Source organism: Rathayibacter sp. AY2B7, from assembly GCF_002931635.1.
In the GTDB taxonomy this organism is placed as follows: domain Bacteria; phylum Actinomycetota; class Actinomycetes; order Actinomycetales; family Microbacteriaceae; genus Rathayibacter.
Window position 1 is genome coordinate 1 of sequence record NZ_PSUC01000088.1, and the last position, 16,099, is coordinate 16,099.

Consider the following 16,099-nt stretch of genomic DNA (forward strand, 5'->3'; position numbering starts at 1 on the left):
GACCTCGACTCCGCTGCGAGCCGCGCAGTGCCGCCCGTAGGATCGCGGCATGCCCGCGCGTCAGTCACCGCTCGTCATCGGCCACCGCGGAGCGAGCGGCTACCGACCGGAGCACACCCGCTCCGCCTACGAGCTGGCGATCGCGCTGGGCGCCGATGCGCTCGAGCCCGATCTGGTGGCGACCCGCGACGGCGTGCTCGTCCTCCGCCACGAGAACGAGATCTCCGGCACGACGGACGTCGAGAAGCGCCCGGAGTTCGCCGCGCGCCGCACCACCAAGCGGATCGACGGCCGCGAGATCACCGGCTGGTTCACCGAGGACTTCACCTGGGACGAGCTGTCGGAGCTGCGGGCCCGCGAGCGGCTGCCGGCGGTGCGCGGCTCCAGCGCCACGTTCGACGGGCAGTTCCCGCTGCTGCGCTTCAGCGAGCTGCTGGCGCTGCTGGACCGGGCGGCGGAGGACGATCCGCTCGCTCCGCCGGGGCTCGTCGCCGAGATCAAGCACGCGACGTACTTCGCCGGGATCGGGCTGCCGCTGGACGTGCTGCTGCGCGAGGAGCTCGCCGCCGCGGGCTGGGGTCCGCGCGACCCGCGGCTCACGATCGAGAGCTTCGAGAAGACCGTTCTGGAGCGGCTCGCGGTGAGCGGAGTCGGCACCCGCCGGATCTACCTGCTCGAGTCGCGGGGCGCCCCGCCCGACCTCGTGGCCGCCCACGGCGCCGCCGCGGCCCCCTACTCCGCCTTCACCACGCCGGCGGGACTGCGGAACCTCGCCGGAGTCGTCGACGGGATCAGCGTCGACAAGAGCATGCTCTTCTCGCGGGACGCGGCCGGCCGGGCGACGGGGACCGGTCCGCTCGTCGAGGACGCCCACGCGGCCGGGCTCGAGGTCTACTGCTGGACGCTGCGCGCGGAGAACCGATTCCTCGAGAAGGTGCACCGCCGCGGGAAGGACCCGGCGGAGTACGGCGGCTGGCAGGAGGAGTTCGCGATGATCCTCCGCTCGGGAGTGGACGGCGTCTTCGCCGACCAGCCCGATCTGGCGATCGAGGCGCGGGCGGCCGAGCAGGAGCGTCTGCTCCGCGGCTGAACCCGGATCGTGATCGGGCGCTCCTCCGGCGCGTGCCGAGCGGACGCGGAGGCTGCGCTGGCATCATCGGCTCACCACCGCCCGCCCGACCCTCGAGAGGAGGCCCCGTGTCCACCCGAGAGCGCATCACCCGCCGCTGGATCACCACCGCCGTCCTCGCCGTGATCGGCGTCGCCGTCGTCTACTGGCTCGCCGTGCTCACCCCTCAGGGCCAGGGCGTCGAGAACTCGGGGCTCCGGGGCGCCGACCTCGTCTTCGGCCGCGCCACCGGCGCCGCCGCGGGGGCGCTCGCGGACGTCACCCCGCTCTCCATGGTCGTCGGCGCCCTGCTCGTCGCGGCGATCGCGCTGATCCGGAGGCGCCCGGCGCTCGCCGTCGCCTCCGTCGGCTCGATCGTCGTCACGGCCGGGCTCACCCAGCTGCTCAAGAACGTGGTCCTCGAGCGGCCCGAGCTGGTCGACACCGACTCCTGGTACACCGGCGGCAGCTTCCCGAGCGGGCACACCGCGGCGGCCGTCTCGGTGGTCTTCGCCCTGGCGATGGTCGTGCCCGGGCGGGCGCGGACCGTCGTGCTCGCGCTGGGCGGCGCGGTCGTGGTGCTGGTCGGCAACCTGACGATGGCCGCGTCCTGGCATCGGGCGAGCGACGTCCTCGGGGCCGACCTCGTCGCGCTCGCCTCCGCCTCGGCCGCCTGCGCGTGGCTGACCACCAGGGCCCAGGTGGGCCGAGCGCCGAAGAGGCCCGCGCGGCGCGGGGTGAACCGGCTGCTCCTGGTGTGCTCGGTGATCGTGGTGGTGCTGCTCGCGGCGCTCGCCGTCCAGGGCATCCAGTACTACCCCGACGACACGAAGGACCTCACCGCCTTCGCGCTCCTGCAGCTCCTGGCGGTGTCGACGTCGGCGCTCGCCGTGCTCGGCTTCTCCCTCGCGTGGCGCGGACTGGACGTCGGCGGGGCGCTCACGTCTCCCGCGCCGCGTCAGCGGACCGCCTGACCGCTCCCGGTGTCGGAGGGGCGATCTACACTCGGAGGGACATGAGCTTCCTCTTCGATCCGAGCGACTCCCGCGCCACCCCGGTCATCGTCGGTCCCCCCGGCGGCTCCGGGGACGCGCCCCGCACCGACCCGGCGCACGAGCAGCTCGTCGCGGGGCTGAACCCCCAGCAGCGCGAGGCGGTCGAGTACCGCGGAGACGCGCTGCTCATCGTCGCGGGTGCGGGCTCGGGCAAGACCAGCGTCCTCACCCGGCGCATCGCGAGCCTCCTGGGCAACGGCGAGGCCTGGCCGAGCCAGATCCTCGCGATCACGTTCACCAACAAGGCCGCGGCCGAGATGCGCGAGCGCGTCGAGAAGCTGGTGGGGCAGAGCGCCGAGGGGATGTGGATCTCGACGTTCCACTCCGCGTGCACGCGGATCCTGCGCCGCGAGGCCGAGAACTTCGGCATGACCAAGTCGTTCACGATCTACGACTCGGGCGATCAGCGCGCCCTGCTCAAGCGCATCGTGAAGGACCTCGAGGCCGACTCGCTCGGGATCACCGTCGCGAGCGCCTCCGCGAAGATCTCCAAGCTCAAGAACGAGCTCGCCGACGTCGACTCCTACGCCCGCACCGCGAACCTCAGCGACCCGAACGAGGAGATGTTCCTCCAGGTCTTCCGGGCCTACTCGCGGGCGCTCGAGGGGGCGAACGCGTTCGACTTCGACGACCTGATCGCGCAGACCGTCTACCTCTTCCGCGCCTTCCCGCACGTCGCCGCGAAGTACCAGCGGCGCTTCCGCCACGTGCTGGTCGACGAGTACCAGGACACGAACCACGCCCAGTACTCGCTGATCCACGAGCTGACCCGGCCCGTGCCGCCGGCGACGATGGCCGCGGCGCAGTTCGACCGCCCCTACCGCGGACCGGTCACGCCCGACGGCTCCATCCCGGGGGCCTCGCTCACCGTCGTCGGCGACTCGGACCAGTCCATCTACGCGTTCCGCGGCGCCGACATCCGCAACATCGTCGAGTTCGAGCGCGACTTCCCGGGCTGCCGCGTGATCCTGCTCGAGCAGAACTACCGCTCGACGCAGAACATCCTCTCGGCGGCCAACGCCGTCATCTCCAACAACTTCGACCGTCGCGCGAAGAACCTCTGGTCCTCCAGCGGCGACGGGGAGAAGATCGTCGGCTACACCGGGTACTCGGGTCACGACGAGGCGCAGTTCGTGGTCGACGAGATCGCCCGCCTGCACGCTGCCGGCACGGGCTACGACGAGATCGCGGTCTTCTACCGCACCAACGCGCAGACCCGCGCGCTGGAGGAGATCTTCATCCGCTCCGCGCTGCCCTACCGGATCCTGGGCGGCACGAAGTTCTACGAGCGCGCCGAGATCAAGGACGCCCTGGCGTACCTGATCACGGTGGCGAACCCGGCCGACGTGCTGGCGCTGCGGCGCATCATGAACACTCCGAAGCGGGGCATCGGCCCCGCGACGGAGGCGCAGCTGCAGTCGTTCGCCGACACCAACGCGGTGACCCTGCGCGAGGCGATGCGCAACGCCGGCTCGCTCGGGATGGGCCCGAAGGTGACGAAGGCGATCGTCGACCTCGCGACCCTCCTCGACGAGTGCGCGCTGATGCTCGACCCCGCGCGGGAGGGCGGCGAGGCGAAGGTGCACGAGGTCCTGACGGCGCTCCTCACCCGCAGCGGCTACCTCGACATGCTCCGCGCCAGCCGCGACCCGCAGGACGAGGCCCGCGCCGAGAACGTCGACGAGCTCATCGCCGTCACCAAGGAGTTCGCGCGCAACAACCCGGACGGCGGGCTCGTGGACTTCCTCACCGAGGTCTCGCTGGTCGCCGCGGCCGACGACCTCGACGACGACTCCGGCACCGTCTCGCTGATGACGCTGCACACGGCGAAGGGCCTCGAGTACGACGCCGTGTTCCTCACCGGCATCGAGGAGGACCTGCTCCCGCACCGCATCTCGGCGAACGAGCCCGGCGGCCCGGCCGAGGAGCGGCGGCTGTTCTACGTGGGGATCACCCGGGCCCGCAAGCGCCTCTACCTCTCGCTCGCGATGACCCGCGCGCAGTACGGCGAGACGTCGGTCGCGATGCCGAGCCGGTTCCTGCAGGAGATCCCGGGAGAGCTGATCCAGTGGCGCCAGTCGCCCGGCGCGGCGACCTCGCGCGGCGGCACGCAGCCCCGGGCCCTGAACGCTCAGCGGCCCGGCTTCGGCAAGTCGCGATCGAACACCGAGTTCCGGGAGGCGCTCGCCGCGGCGCCGAAGGCCAAGGGCGAGTTCCCGAACCGGATCACCGGCATGGTGCGCGACAACGGCGACCTCGAGCTGATCGCGGGCGACCGCATCCGGCACACCGACTTCGGCGAGGGGCGTGTGAACGCGGTGACGGGCGAGGGCTCGAAGCGCGTGGCGCACGTGCTCTTCGACCAGGTGGGCGCGAAGAAGCTGCTGATCAAGGTCGCGCCGATCGAGAAGATCTAGTCCGGTGGCGGCCGGATCGGCGGCCGCGCGGCTCGCGACGGAGGTGTTCTCCCCGGCGGTCCTCGCGGTGCTCGTGCCGGTCGTGGTCGGCGCGCGCGTCGCGGATCCGGCCCTGCTCGGCGTCGCCTGGGGAGCGCTCGCGGCGCTCTTCGTCGGCGTGGTGCCCTACCTCGTCATCCGTCTGCTGATGCGCACCGGCCGGATCCACGGCGATCATCACGTGCCCGACCGGCGCGAGCGGGCGCTGCCGATCGCGCTGGCGCTGGTGTCGATCGCGGCCGGACTGGTGCTTCTCGCCGCGCTCGGCGCTCCTGCCGCGGTGACCACGTTCGGCGTGGTGACGGTGGCCGTGGTGCTCGCCGTCGGCGTGGTCAACCTGGTCTGGAAGCTGTCCGGGCACGCGGCGGTGGTCGCCACCTGCGCCGTCGTCGTGCTGATCGCCTACGGACCGCTCTCCCTGCTGATCAGCGTGCCCATCGTCCTCTGGGTCCTCTGGTCGCGGGTGCGCCTCGGCGCGCACACCCCCGCCCAGGTCCTCGCGGGCGCCGCGGTCGGCACCGTCCTCGCCGGGACCGTCTGGTCCCTGCTCGGCTGACGTCCGTCCCTTCCCGTGTGCCCTCTGGTCGCCGTCCGCGAGATGCCGCTCCGGTGCGCGGTAGGCCGTGGCAGGTTCACCCGAGTGGCATCTCGCGGAAGTGGTCAGCCGGCGTAGCGCGCGACGAGCTCCCGCTTGAGGATCTTGCCGCTGGGCCCGAGCGGGAGGGCGTCGACGAACTCGACGCGGCGGGGGAACTTGAAGGCGGCGAGGTGCTCGTTCGCGTAGGCGATCAGCTCCTCCGCGGTGGCGGTCGCCGACGGGGCGAGGATCACCGCGGCCATCACCTCCTGGCCGTGGCGCTCGTCCGGAATCCCGAAGACCGCCGCGTTCTGTACGGCCGGGTGCCCGATCAGCACCTCCTCGACCTCGCGCGGGTACACGTTGTAGCCGTTGCGGATGATCATGTCCTTCGTGCGGTCGAGGATGCGGATGTAGTCCTCCTCGTCCTTCGTGCCCAGGTCGCCGGTGCGGAACCAGCCGTCGATCACCGCCTCCGCGGTCGCCGCCGGGTTGCCGAGGTACCCCTTCATCAGGTTGTGCCCGCGCACCACGATCTCGCCGAGCTCGCCCCGGGGGAGCAGCTCGACGCGGTCGGTCACGTCGGGGCGGGCGACCTCGACCTCGACACCCCAGATCGGCGTGCCGACCGTGCCCGGCCGCGGCGGGACTCCGACGTGGTTGAAGGTGGCGACCGGGGAGGTCTCGGTGAGCCCGTAGCCCTCGTAGATCTCGACGCCGAACACCTCGCGGAAGCGCTCGATCACGGCGACGGGCAGGGCGGCGCCCCCCGAGACCGCGTAGCGCAGCGGCGGCCGGTCCTCGCGCCGGGTCGCGGCGTCGAGCAGGGCGACGTACATCGTGGGCACGCCCTCGAAGACCGTGCAGCCGTGGGCGATCATCGCCTCGAGCGCGGCGTCGCCGTCGAACTTCGGCACCAGGACGACCGTCGCGGCGGTGCGGAAGGCCGTGTTCATCGCGCAGACCTGCCCGAAGGTGTGGAAGAGCGGCAGGGCCCCGAGCACCACGTCGCCCCGGTGCAGGTCGAACGTGTTCATCAGCAGCACGTCCGACTGCGAGACGATCGCGAAGTGCGTCCCCTCCGCCCCCTTGGGCCGCCCGGTGGTGCCGCTGGTGTAGAGGATCGTCGCCGTGTCGGAGGGGGAGCGGGGCACGTAGCCGTCGATCGGGGTCGCCTCCGCGGCGAGGTCCTCCAGGCGCGGAAGGGGCGAGGCGGTGCCGTCGGGCACCATCACGCTCAGCACGGGAACGCCGGCGAGGTCCGCTCCGGCGGCCCCCTCGGCGAGCAGCGGAGCGGCGCACACGAGCGCGACGGCTCCGGAGTCGCGCAGGACGTAGGCGATCTCGTCGTGCTTGAGCAAGGCGTGCACGGGGACCACCACGGCGCCGAGCGCGAGGACGGCGAAGTAGCCGCGGGGGAAGTCGGGGACGTTCGGGACGAGCAGGGCCACGCGGTCGCCCGGTCCGATCCCCTGGGCGCGCAGGGCCCCGGCGTAGGCGCGGGTCTGCCGCCAGAGGGTCGCGTAGTCGACGGCCTGCTCGCCGACGCGGATGGCGATCGTGTCAGGGGTGCGCCGCGCCGCCTCCGCCAGGATGGCCGCGACGGAGAGGGTGCCGAAGCCGGCGGCGGGCGGGGGAGCGGCGGGGGCCTCGGCCGTGCGGGGTTCGGTGATGCTCATCAAGGCTCCAGTCGTCGTTGACCGCCGCGGCGGATGCCGGGTGATTCACCGTAGATCCGCCGGGCGGCCGCGTCGAGCGATCCGCACCGGATGTTCAGCACGGACGGGCGGGGAGTGCGCATCCCGGCGCCGAGCGGAAGGGGGGTGCGGGAGGCGCGGGCGGCTGCCTACAGTCGGACTGCTGCGGCCCGGTTCCGCGGGTCGGACGACGGGAGGCGCGATGCGCGGCGAGGCGACGCTCTACACGGATGCGGTGGTGACGGCTCCCTTCGCCCTCGCGGTGATCGCAGAGGCGACCGGCTCGCGCGTGGTCGGCGCGCGGACCGCGGACGCGCACGTTCCGCTCTACAGCGGTCCGACGAGCGCGCGGGTCGAGATCGCGGGGTTCGGCGACAGTGTGCCGGTCACCGTCGATGTGCGCGACGAGCGCGGGATCGACGAGGCGCGCGCGGCCGCGCAGGCGCTCGGGTTGGAGCTCGCCGCCTACGCGGGCTGGGAGGTCGTGGCCGGCTTCTGAGCGTCGCGTCGGACCCGGGCGAGGTAGTAGCGGCTGGGCGCCGTCCTCACGATCGCGGGCAGCAGGCGGTAGACGGCGAAGGTGCGCGAGAGCGCCCGCTCGAACCGCGCCTCCTGCCGTGCGGTCCAGTGGAAGCCGAAGGGCTCGCGGAGCGCCGCCGGGAGCAGGCCGGCGGTGATCAGGCGGAGGTAGGGGCCGAGCGGGCGCAGGTACCAGGCGGCGATGCTCGGGCCCAGCAGGTCGTGGGCGACGCGGCGGGCCGCGGGCGTCACCTCCAGGCGCTGCAGCTCCCGCTCCCAGTAGGCGTCGAACGCGGTGCGGGAGTCGGGCCAGAGGTCCGCGGGCATCTGCAGGGCCGCACCGACGACGACGGAGCGGCGCACGATGTCGTCCGCCTCCTCCTCGCTCAGCGCGCCGAAGGCGCCCTCGTAGAGCTGCAGCATCGACTGGGTGAGCGTCGCTGCGACCCAGCGCTGCAGCTCCGGGTCGAAGGCCGTGTAGCCGGGGCCGCGCACGGGCACGTGCGCCCTGTTCACCCGGCGGCGGACGGCGCGGACGTCCTCGGGAGTGCCGTAGTGCAGGACGTAGAGGTAGGAGAGCGTCCCGTGCAGGCGGTTCACGGCCCGGTGCACGAAGTCGGAGTGGTCGGCGACGCCCTGCCCGACCGCCGGATGCGCGATCTGGAGGAGGATCGCGCGCGCGCCCGCCAGCAGGAACACGCCCTCGCGGAAGACGTCCGGGGTGCGGGAGGCCGACGACATGGCTCCACGCTACGCGGGAGCGGCGGGCGGAGGAGGAGCCGGTGCCCCCGGCGGGTGTCCGGCGGGCGCGGAGCGACCGCACGGGAAGCCCGCGGCGGGTGCGGAGTAGACTCGGCGCGGCCCAGGGACAGTGCCGAGACTCCGGCGTCGTCCGGGCCACCTCGAACTCGAAACGCAAGCGCGCTCGGCGCGGAATGGGAATGCAGCGTGGATCTCTTCGAATACCAGGCCCGTGATCTGTTCGAGAAGTACGGCGTCCCCGTGCTCCCGGGCATCGTCGCCGACACGCCGGAGGAGGTGCGCGCCGCGGCGGAGAAGCTCGGCGGCGTCACCGTCGTCAAGGCGCAGGTCAAGATCGGCGGCCGCGGCAAGGCGGGCGGCGTGAAGGTCGCGAAGACCCCCGAGGACGCGTTCGCCGCGGCGCAGTCGATCCTCGGCCTCGACATCAAGGGCCACGTCGTCAAGCGCGTCATGGTCGCCGGCGGTGCGCGCATCGACCGCGAGTTCTACTTCTCGGTGCTGCTGGACCGGGCCAACCGCTCCTACCTCTCGCTCACCTCCTACGAGGGCGGCATGGAGATCGAGCAGCTCGCCGTCGAGCGCCCCGACGCCCTCGCGCGCGTCGAGGTCGTCCCCGGCCAGGGCATCGACCAGGCCAAGGCCGAGGAGATCGCGCGCGCGGCGAAGTTCCCGGAGGAGCTGATCGCCAAGGTCGCGCCCGTCCTGGTGAAGCTCTACGACGTCTACACCGGCGAGGACGCCACGCTCGTCGAGGTGAACCCGCTCGTGCTCACCGAGGAGGGCGACATCGTCGCGCTCGACGGCAAGGTCTCGCTCGACGAGAACGCCGGCTTCCGCCACGCGGACCACGCCGCGCTCGAGGACAAGGACGCCGCCGACCCGCTCGAGGCGAAGGCCAAGGAGAACGACCTCAACTACGTGAAGCTCGACGGCGAGGTCGGCATCATCGGCAACGGCGCCGGCCTGGTCATGTCGACCCTCGACGTCGTCGCCTACGCCGGAGAGAGGCACAACGGCGTGAAGCCGGCCAACTTCCTCGACATCGGCGGCGGAGCCTCCGCCCAGGTGATGGCGAACGGCCTCGACGTGATCCTCGGCGACGAGCAGGTCAAGAGCGTCTTCGTCAACGTCTTCGGCGGCATCACCGCGTGCGACGCGGTCGCCAACGGCATCCTCCAGGCGCTCGAGATCCTCGGCGACTCGGCCACGAAGCCGCTCGTCGTCCGCCTCGACGGCAACAAGGTCGAGGAGGGCCGCGCGATCCTCCAGGCCGCCGCCAACCCGCTCATCACGCTCGCCGCGACCATGGACGAGGGCGCCGACAAGGCCGCCGAACTCGCCGCCGCGTAACGGACCCGACGACTCAAGGAATCAGAGAACAAGCATGTCGATCTTCCTCACCAAGGACTCCAAGGTCATCGTCCAGGGCATCACCGGCGGCGAGGGCACCAAGCACACCGCGCTGATGCTCAAGGCCGGCACGAACGTGGTCGGCGGCGTCAACGCCCGCAAGGCCGGCACGACCGTCACCCACGGCGACGTCGAGCTCCCCGTCTTCGGCACCGTGAAGGAGGCGATGGAGGCCACCGGCGCCGACGTCTCGATCGCGTTCGTGCCGCCCGCCTTCTCGAAGGACGCCGTCATCGAGGCGATCGACGCCGAGATCGGCCTCCTCGTCGTCATCACCGAGGGCATCCCGGTGCAGGACTCCGCGGAGTTCTGGGCGTACGCGCAGGAGAAGGGGAACAAGACCCGGATCATCGGCCCGAACTGCCCCGGCATCATCACGCCGGGCGAGTCGCTCGTGGGCATCACCCCCGCGACGATCACCGGCAAGGGCCCGATCGGCCTCGTCTCGAAGTCGGGCACCCTGACCTACCAGATGATGTACGAGCTGCGCGACCTCGGCTTCTCGACCGCCATCGGCATCGGCGGCGACCCGATCATCGGCACGACGCACATCGACGCGCTCGCCGCGTTCGAGGCCGACCCCGAGACGAAGGCGATCGTGATGATCGGCGAGATCGGCGGCGACGCCGAGGAGCGCGCCGCGGACTTCATCAAGGCGAACGTCACGAAGCCCGTCGTCGGCTACGTCGCGGGCTTCACCGCCCCCGAGGGCAAGACGATGGGCCACGCCGGCGCCATCGTCTCCGGCTCGGCCGGCACCGCGCAGGCCAAGAAGGAGGCCCTCGAGGCCGCGGGCGTGAAGGTCGGCAAGACGCCGTCCGAGACGGCCGCCCTGCTCCGCGAGGTCTACGCGGCGCTCTAGCGCCCGTCCTCCCCGCACCACCGTCGGAACGGACGGTGCCCCTGCTCCGGCGGGCGGCGCCGTCCGTTCCGTCGTCGGGGCGGGTCCGGCCGGAGTAGCGTCGCAGCGTGACCCGCCGCCTCGGACTCGACCTGCTGACCTTCGTGCCGTACCCGGAGGGCCCCGAGCAGCCCGGCGACGCCGGGCGGAGCCTCGAGGACGGGCTGGCCCTGCTCGAGCTCGCCGAGGAGCTCGGCTACGGCACCGGCTGGGTCCGCGTGCGGCACTTCGAGCGCTACCTCGCGTCTCCGATGACCTTCTTCGCGGCCGCCTCCCAGCGGACCCGCCACCTCCGCCTCGGTACCGCGGTCATCGGCGCCCGCTACGAGTCGCCCGTGCGCCTCGCCGAGGACGCCGCGACCGTGGACCTGCTCTCGGGCGGACGCCTCGACCTCGGCGTCAGCAGCGGCTTCCCGCATCTCGCCTCCGTCTTCGACGGGGTGTTCGGGCAGGCCGAGCGCGACTTCCGCGAGGAGGCGCAGGAGCGTATCGCGCGACTCCGCGAGGCGCTCTCGGGCGCCGTGCTCGGCGTCGCGGAGTCGGCCCTGATGTCGGTCCCGGTCGGCGCTCCGCTCGTCCAGCAGCCGCACGCGCCCGGCCTCGCCGAACGGCTCTGGTACGGGGCGGGAACGGTGTCCTCCGCGGTCCGGGCGGGCGAGCAGGGCATGCACCTGCAGGTGTCCACGCTCAACACGGAGGAGACGGGCCTGCCGTTCGCCGAGCAGCAGGCGGTGCAGATCCGCGCCTATCGCGAGGCCTTCGCCGCCGCGCACCCGGGGCGCACATCGAGGGTGACGGCGGGCCGCATCGTGCTGCCGCTGCTCGACGCCGCCGACGAGGAGGCGCACCGCCCCTTCATCGAGGGCTACCTCGCGCGGATGGACGACGAGGGCCGCCCCCGCACGGCCGACCGGTCGATCATCGCCGCCCCGATGCGCTTCAGCCCCCTCCACGTCGGGAGCCCGGAGCGGATCGTCGCGTCGCTCGCCGCGGATCCGGCGCTCGCGGAGGCGGACGCGCTCACGGTGACGCTCCCGGCGGTCGGCGGGGTGGAGTCGCACCGGCGCATCCTGCGCGCCGTCGCCGAGCGCATCGCCCCGCAGCTGGGCTGGACGCCCGGGGCCTGAGGGTCAGCGCCGCGCGAGCAGTGCCCGGACGGGCCGCTGCAGCAGGAGCAGGAGCAGCCACCAGAGCCCGACCGACGGGACCAGCAGCGCCAGCGCCAGTGCGACGAGGAGCAGCGCGAAGGGCAGCAGGGCGGGCGCGAGCGGCAGGGGCCCTGCGCCGGGCCGCCTGAGCTCCGGGTGCCGGGAGAGGCGCAGCTCGATCAGGACCAGCGCCCCGCTCATCGCGGCCATCGTGCCGATGTAGAGCCCGATCGTCGCCCGGGAGTCCGGGAACAGCGCCAGCGCGCTCGTCGAGAACGGGAAGAACGCCAGCGCGGCCAGCCAGAGCAGGTCCAGCCACACCAGGGCGCCGTCGTAGTCCCCGGCGGACTCGAAGACGCGGTGGTGGGGGATCCAGAAGACGGCGATGACCGCGAAGGAGAGCGCGAAGGCGAGGACCGAGTCCAGGTGCTCCGCGAGCAGCGCCGGGACTCCGCCGCCCTCCCGGGCGACCTCGGGAGCCAGCTGCACCAGCGGCAGGACGAGGACGGTGATGGCGATGGCGGCGGTCGCGTCCGAGAAGTTGACGAGCCGGTCGAGCCCGCGCTCCGTCCGGCGGTGAGCCGATCGTCCCCCGGGGCGCCCGCGGTGCACCAGGTGCTCGATCGGACCCGAGAGCAGGAGCAGCAGGAGCGCGAACATGTTGACGGCCGGCACCGCGACGGCGAGCACGAGGGCCGCGAGAAGGACGCCGATCACGATCAGCGACCTCGAGAGGGAGCGCCGCGGCTCCGCCCCCGGGGCCAGGAGATCCGGATCGCGGCGCACGATGAGCTGCATCGCGAGGGTCGCCGCGCTCGCCGCGATCATCGTGCCGATGTAGAGCGCGATGACGCTGCTGTCGGTGTCGAGCACGTTCGAGATCAGGTTCGCCGCGAAGGGGAGCAGGACGACCGCGGCCAGCCAGACGAAGTTCGCGACGACGAGCGCGGGCGAGTACCGGGCCACGCCCTCGAAGACGGAGTGGTGGACCGCCCAGAGCCGCCCGATCACGGCGAACGTGATGAAGAAGGCGGAGAGGGTGCCGTAGTGCCCGGTGAGGAGGGACCCCAGATCGGCCGCGCGGCCCTCCTCGACCACGTCGACCAGGGGGAGGACGAGGAACGTGATGGCGATGGCGACGACGGCGTCGGAGAAGTTCACGAGGCGGTCCAGGCCGCGCTCCGTCCGTGCGTCCGAGGTCCCCGTCATGGCTCCGACACTAGAGGGCCGGGCGGCGCGCCCCTGACCCGCCTCCGAGCGCGCCGCCGCTAGGCTCGTCAGGCCCATGAACCGGATCACCGTCGCCCTCCTCGCCGCCTTCGACGCCGCGCTGTCGGCGCTGATCGGGATCGCGATCCCGCTCGTCCCGCTGACCGTCCTCTGGGCCGTGCAGTACGACACGACGGTCGACTTCGGCGTGTTCTGGCGGGTCGCCGCCGACGCCTGGCTGCTCGGCCACGGGGCCGACCTGCAGGCGGCGCTGGCCCCCGACTCCGCCCTCGCCGTCGCGCTGCCCGGAGGCGCGGACGCCTTCCCGGTGACGATCGCCCCGCTGGCGTTCGCACTCCTCACCGTGCTGCTCGGCGCGCGCACCGGCCGCCGCGCCCAGGAGTCGCCGTTCCGGGCCATCGGCGTCCTCGTCGCGATCGCGACCTACCTGGCGATCGCGCTCCTGGTCTCGCTCGGATCCGCGGACCCGGCCGCCACCGTCGATCCCCTGCAGGGGACGCTGCTGCCGCCGCTCGTCTTCGCGCTGGGGGTACTCGTCGGAGCAGCGCTCCACTCCGCCCGCAGCGACGAGGCCGACCCCCTCGGCGAGCTGGCCGCCTCCGCGCTCGACCGCGTCCCCGCGCCGGGGCCCGGGCTCGTCCTCGCGTCGCTGCGCGGGGGAGCGCTCGCCGCGGCGGGCGTGGTCGGCGTCGCGGCGGTGCTCGTCGCCGTGCTGCTGGTCGTGCACTACACCTCGGTCGTCGCGCTCTACGAGAGCCTGGGCGCCGAGGCGCTCGGCGGCCTGGCCCTCACTCTCGGGCAGCTGGCGTTCCTCCCGAACCTGGTGATCTGGGCGGCGAGCTGGCTGATCGGCCCGGGCTTCGCCCTCGGCACCGGCTCCTCCGTGAGCGCGGCCGGGACGCTGCTCGGACCGATCCCGTCGATCCCGGTCCTCGCCGCCCTGCCCGCAGGGGACTCGGCCTTCGGATTCCTCGGACTGCTCGTGCCGCTGCTCGCCGGGTTCGCCGCGGGATGGCGTCTGCGCCGCAGTGTGATCGAGGCGCTCGACGGACGCTCGCTGCTGCGCTGGGGCGCGGCCGCGGCCGGCGGGATCGGCGTGGTCGGCGGCCTGCTGCTCGGGCTCCTCGCCTGGTTCTCAGCGGGCGCCGCCGGGCCCGGGCGGCTCGCCCAGGTGGGCCCGGACCCGCTCGTCGTCGGGGCGGTCGCCGCCCTCGAGCTCGCGCTGGCCGCGGGCCTGGGCCTCGCCGCGGGCCGCAGCCGACGCGGCTGACGCCGGCGGAGGCGTCCCCCTAGACTTGCGCAGTGCTGAAGTTGGTCGTGCTCCTCTCCGGCGGCGGATCGAACCTCCGCGCCCTGCTGGACGCCACCGGCGACGAGGGCTTCCCCGCCCGCATCGTCGCGGTCGGCAGCGACACCGACGCCGAGGGCTTCCGCCACGCCGAGGAGCGCGGAGTCCCCGCCTTCACGGTCGCGCCGCGCGACTTCTCCTCCCGCGACGAGTGGGGCGCCGCCCTGCTCGGGCGCATCCGGGAGTGGGAGCCCGACCTCGTCGTCTGCGCGGGCTTCATGCGCATCCTGCCGCCCGTGGTGGTGGACGCACTCAGCCCGCGGATGATCAACACGCATCCCGCACTGCTGCCCCTCTTCCCCGGCGCCCACGCCGTCCGCGACGCCCTCGCCGCCGGCGCGACCGAGACCGGCGTCACCGTGCACGTGATCGACACCGGCGTCGACACGGGACCCGTCATCGCCCAGGAGAGCCTCGCCGTGCTCCCCGGCGAGAGCGAGGACGCGCTGCACGAGCGCATCAAGACCATCGAGCGTCGCCTGCTGGTGCAGACGGTGCTCGACATCGCCCACGGAACCGTCGACCTCGAGGAGCTCGCCCGCGCATGAGCATCACCGCCCACGACCCCAGCAGCTACGACGACCGCGACCGGGTCCCCGTCCGCCGGGCGCTGATCTCGGTCAGCGACAAGACCGGCCTGCTCGAGCTCGGAGCGGCGCTCGCCGCGGCCGGCGTCGAGCTCGTCTCCACCGGCTCGACCGCAGCGACCCTCCGCGGCGCCGGCCACGAGGTCACCGACGTCTCGGCCGTCACCGGGTTCCCGGAGTCGCTCGACGGCCGCGTGAAGACGCTGCACCCGGCCGTGCACGCGGGCATCCTCGCCGATCTGAGGCTCGCCTCGCACCGCGAGCAGCTGGAGCAGCTCGACATCGCCGCGTTCGAGCTGGTCGTGGTGAACCTGTACCCGTTCCGCGAGACCGTCGCCGGCGGCGCCGACGCGGCGACCGTGGTCGAGAACATCGACATCGGGGGCCCGGCCCTCGTCCGCGCCTCCGCGAAGAACCACGCGAACGTCGCGATCGTCGTCGACCCGGCCGACTACTCCGGGATCGCGACCGCCCTCGCCGACGGCGGCACGACGCTCGCCGCGCGCCGCACCCTGGCGGCCCGCGCCTTCGCGCACACCGCCTCCTACGACTCCGCCGTCGCCGCCTGGTTCGCCGGGCAGGAGGCGGCCGAGGGCGTCGAGGGCTCGGTCGAGATCCGCGGGACCCTGCAGCAGGTCCTCCGCTACGGCGAGAACTCGCACCAGAAGGCGGCCCTCTACGTCTCTCCCGACGGCACCGGCATCGCGCAGGCGACACAGCTGCACGGCAAGGAGATGTCCTACAACAACTACGTCGACGCCGACGCCGCCGTCCGCGCGGCGTACGACTTCGTACTGCCCGCCGTCGCGATCATCAAGCACGCGAACCCGTGCGGCATCGCGATCGCGAGCTCGAAGGCGATCGACCCCATCGCCTCCGCCCACCGCCGCGCCCACGAGTGCGACCCGGTGTCGGCCTTCGGCGGCGTCATCGCCGCGAACCGGCCCGTCACCCTCGCCATGGCCGAGACGGTGAAGGAGATCTTCACCGAGGTGCTCGTCGCCCCCGGCTTCGAGCCCGAGGCGCTCGAGGTGCTGAAGACCAAGAAGAACCTGCGCCTGCTGCAGCTCCCCGACTTCTACGCCCCCGTCGAGCGCGAGTTCAAGCAGATCTCCGGCGGCCTGCTGCTGCAGGAGCCGGACCGCTTCATCGGCGGCCCCGGCGAGGTCAGCTCCGGCTGGCAGCTCGTCGCCGGCGAGCCCGCCGACGCCGACGGAGGCGCCGCCCTTGGCGAGGAGGATCGCGTTCGACTTGACGGCGCGGCAGGCCTTCCACGCGAACTCGAGGTCGAGCATCGTGTC

General features: G+C 73.0%; 13 protein-coding genes and 2 pseudogenes. 11 read left to right on the forward strand and 4 right to left on the reverse strand.

Features of this window, described 5'->3' with window-relative positions; genetic code table 11:
- Positions 1 to 49 precede the first annotated feature (49 nt).
- The 4 genes from C5C27_RS13225 to C5C27_RS13240 all read left to right on the forward strand — a co-directional run bounded on the left by C5C27_RS13225 (position 50) and on the right by C5C27_RS13240 (position 5,175).
- On the forward strand, positions 50 to 1,090 hold the full coding sequence (locus C5C27_RS13225) for a glycerophosphodiester phosphodiesterase family protein (protein ID WP_104256113.1): 1,041 nt from the start codon (positions 50 to 52) through the stop codon (positions 1,088 to 1,090).
- Between the two features lie 107 nt (positions 1,091 to 1,197).
- Positions 1,198 to 2,082 (forward strand): phosphatase PAP2 family protein, encoded by an 885-nt coding sequence (locus tag C5C27_RS13230; protein WP_104224743.1) that lies wholly within the window; start codon positions 1,198 to 1,200, stop codon positions 2,080 to 2,082.
- A 41-nt stretch (positions 2,083 to 2,123) separates the two neighbouring features.
- A complete protein-coding gene (locus C5C27_RS13235) occupies positions 2,124 to 4,580 on the forward strand; it encodes an ATP-dependent helicase (protein WP_104314626.1) in 2,457 nt (818 codons plus the stop codon).
- Between the two features lie 4 nt (positions 4,581 to 4,584).
- Positions 4,585 to 5,175 (forward strand): phosphatase PAP2 family protein, encoded by a 591-nt coding sequence (locus tag C5C27_RS13240; RefSeq protein ID WP_104314627.1) that lies wholly within the window; start codon positions 4,585 to 4,587, stop codon positions 5,173 to 5,175.
- A 104-nt stretch (positions 5,176 to 5,279) separates the two neighbouring features.
- On the opposite strand, the gene C5C27_RS13245 is transcribed toward C5C27_RS13240, so the two are convergent.
- On the reverse strand, positions 5,280 to 6,875 hold the full coding sequence (locus C5C27_RS13245; protein ID WP_104314628.1) for a long-chain fatty acid--CoA ligase: 1,596 nt from the start codon (positions 6,873 to 6,875) through the stop codon (positions 5,280 to 5,282).
- Between the two features lie 220 nt (positions 6,876 to 7,095).
- Here C5C27_RS13245 and C5C27_RS13250 point away from each other — a divergent pair, with 220 nt between their 5' ends.
- Positions 7,096 to 7,392 carry a hypothetical protein gene (locus C5C27_RS13250; protein ID WP_104224926.1) on the forward strand — a complete coding sequence of 99 codons (297 nt, stop codon included), beginning with the start codon at positions 7,096 to 7,098 and terminating at the stop codon, positions 7,390 to 7,392.
- On the opposite strand, the gene C5C27_RS13255 is transcribed toward C5C27_RS13250, so the two are convergent.
- Positions 7,359 to 8,153 (reverse strand): oxygenase MpaB family protein, encoded by a 795-nt coding sequence (locus tag C5C27_RS13255; RefSeq protein ID WP_104314629.1) that lies wholly within the window; start codon positions 8,151 to 8,153, stop codon positions 7,359 to 7,361. The genes C5C27_RS13250 and C5C27_RS13255 overlap by 34 nt on opposite strands.
- 207 nt (positions 8,154 to 8,360) lie before the next feature.
- Between C5C27_RS13255 and sucC the strand changes: the two genes are divergently transcribed.
- From sucC to C5C27_RS13270, 3 genes are all read left to right on the forward strand, one after another.
- Positions 8,361 to 9,524 carry an ADP-forming succinate--CoA ligase subunit beta gene (sucC, locus tag C5C27_RS13260; protein ID WP_104224928.1) on the forward strand — a complete coding sequence of 388 codons (1,164 nt, stop codon included), beginning with the start codon at positions 8,361 to 8,363 and terminating at the stop codon, positions 9,522 to 9,524.
- 34 nt (positions 9,525 to 9,558) lie between these two features.
- Positions 9,559 to 10,446 carry a succinate--CoA ligase subunit alpha gene (gene sucD / locus C5C27_RS13265; RefSeq protein ID WP_104224929.1) on the forward strand — a complete coding sequence of 296 codons (888 nt, stop codon included), beginning with the start codon at positions 9,559 to 9,561 and terminating at the stop codon, positions 10,444 to 10,446.
- A gap of 107 nt (positions 10,447 to 10,553) precedes the next feature.
- Positions 10,554 to 11,612, forward strand: a complete 1,059-nt coding sequence (locus C5C27_RS13270; protein WP_104314630.1) for an LLM class flavin-dependent oxidoreductase — start codon at positions 10,554 to 10,556, stop codon at positions 11,610 to 11,612.
- A 3-nt stretch (positions 11,613 to 11,615) separates the two neighbouring features.
- Here the strand turns inward: C5C27_RS13270 and C5C27_RS13275 are convergent, their stop codons facing one another.
- On the reverse strand, positions 11,616 to 12,842 hold the full coding sequence (locus tag C5C27_RS13275) for a TMEM175 family protein (RefSeq protein ID WP_181133541.1): 1,227 nt from the start codon (positions 12,840 to 12,842) through the stop codon (positions 11,616 to 11,618).
- A 76-nt stretch (positions 12,843 to 12,918) separates the two neighbouring features.
- On the opposite strand from C5C27_RS13275, the gene C5C27_RS13280 reads away from it, so the two are divergent.
- The 3 genes and pseudogenes from C5C27_RS13280 to purH form a co-directional block, all read left to right on the forward strand.
- Positions 12,919 to 14,133 carry a DUF6350 family protein gene (locus tag C5C27_RS13280; protein WP_104314632.1) on the forward strand — a complete coding sequence of 405 codons (1,215 nt, stop codon included), beginning with the start codon at positions 12,919 to 12,921 and terminating at the stop codon, positions 14,131 to 14,133.
- A 32-nt stretch (positions 14,134 to 14,165) separates the two neighbouring features.
- A complete protein-coding gene (purN, locus tag C5C27_RS13285) occupies positions 14,166 to 14,759 on the forward strand; it encodes a phosphoribosylglycinamide formyltransferase (RefSeq protein WP_104224933.1) in 594 nt (197 codons plus the stop codon).
- Positions 14,756 to 16,009: pseudogene (purH, locus tag C5C27_RS13290) on the forward strand (bifunctional phosphoribosylaminoimidazolecarboxamide formyltransferase/IMP cyclohydrolase); the annotation flags it as partial. The gene purN and the pseudogene purH, both read left to right, overlap by 4 nt.
- A 36-nt stretch (positions 16,010 to 16,045) precedes the next feature.
- Here the strand turns inward: purH and C5C27_RS18850 are convergent.
- Positions 16,046 to 16,093 (reverse strand): annotated as a pseudogene (locus C5C27_RS18850) (hypothetical protein); the annotation flags it as partial.
- Positions 16,094 to 16,099: the final 6 nt, after the last annotated feature.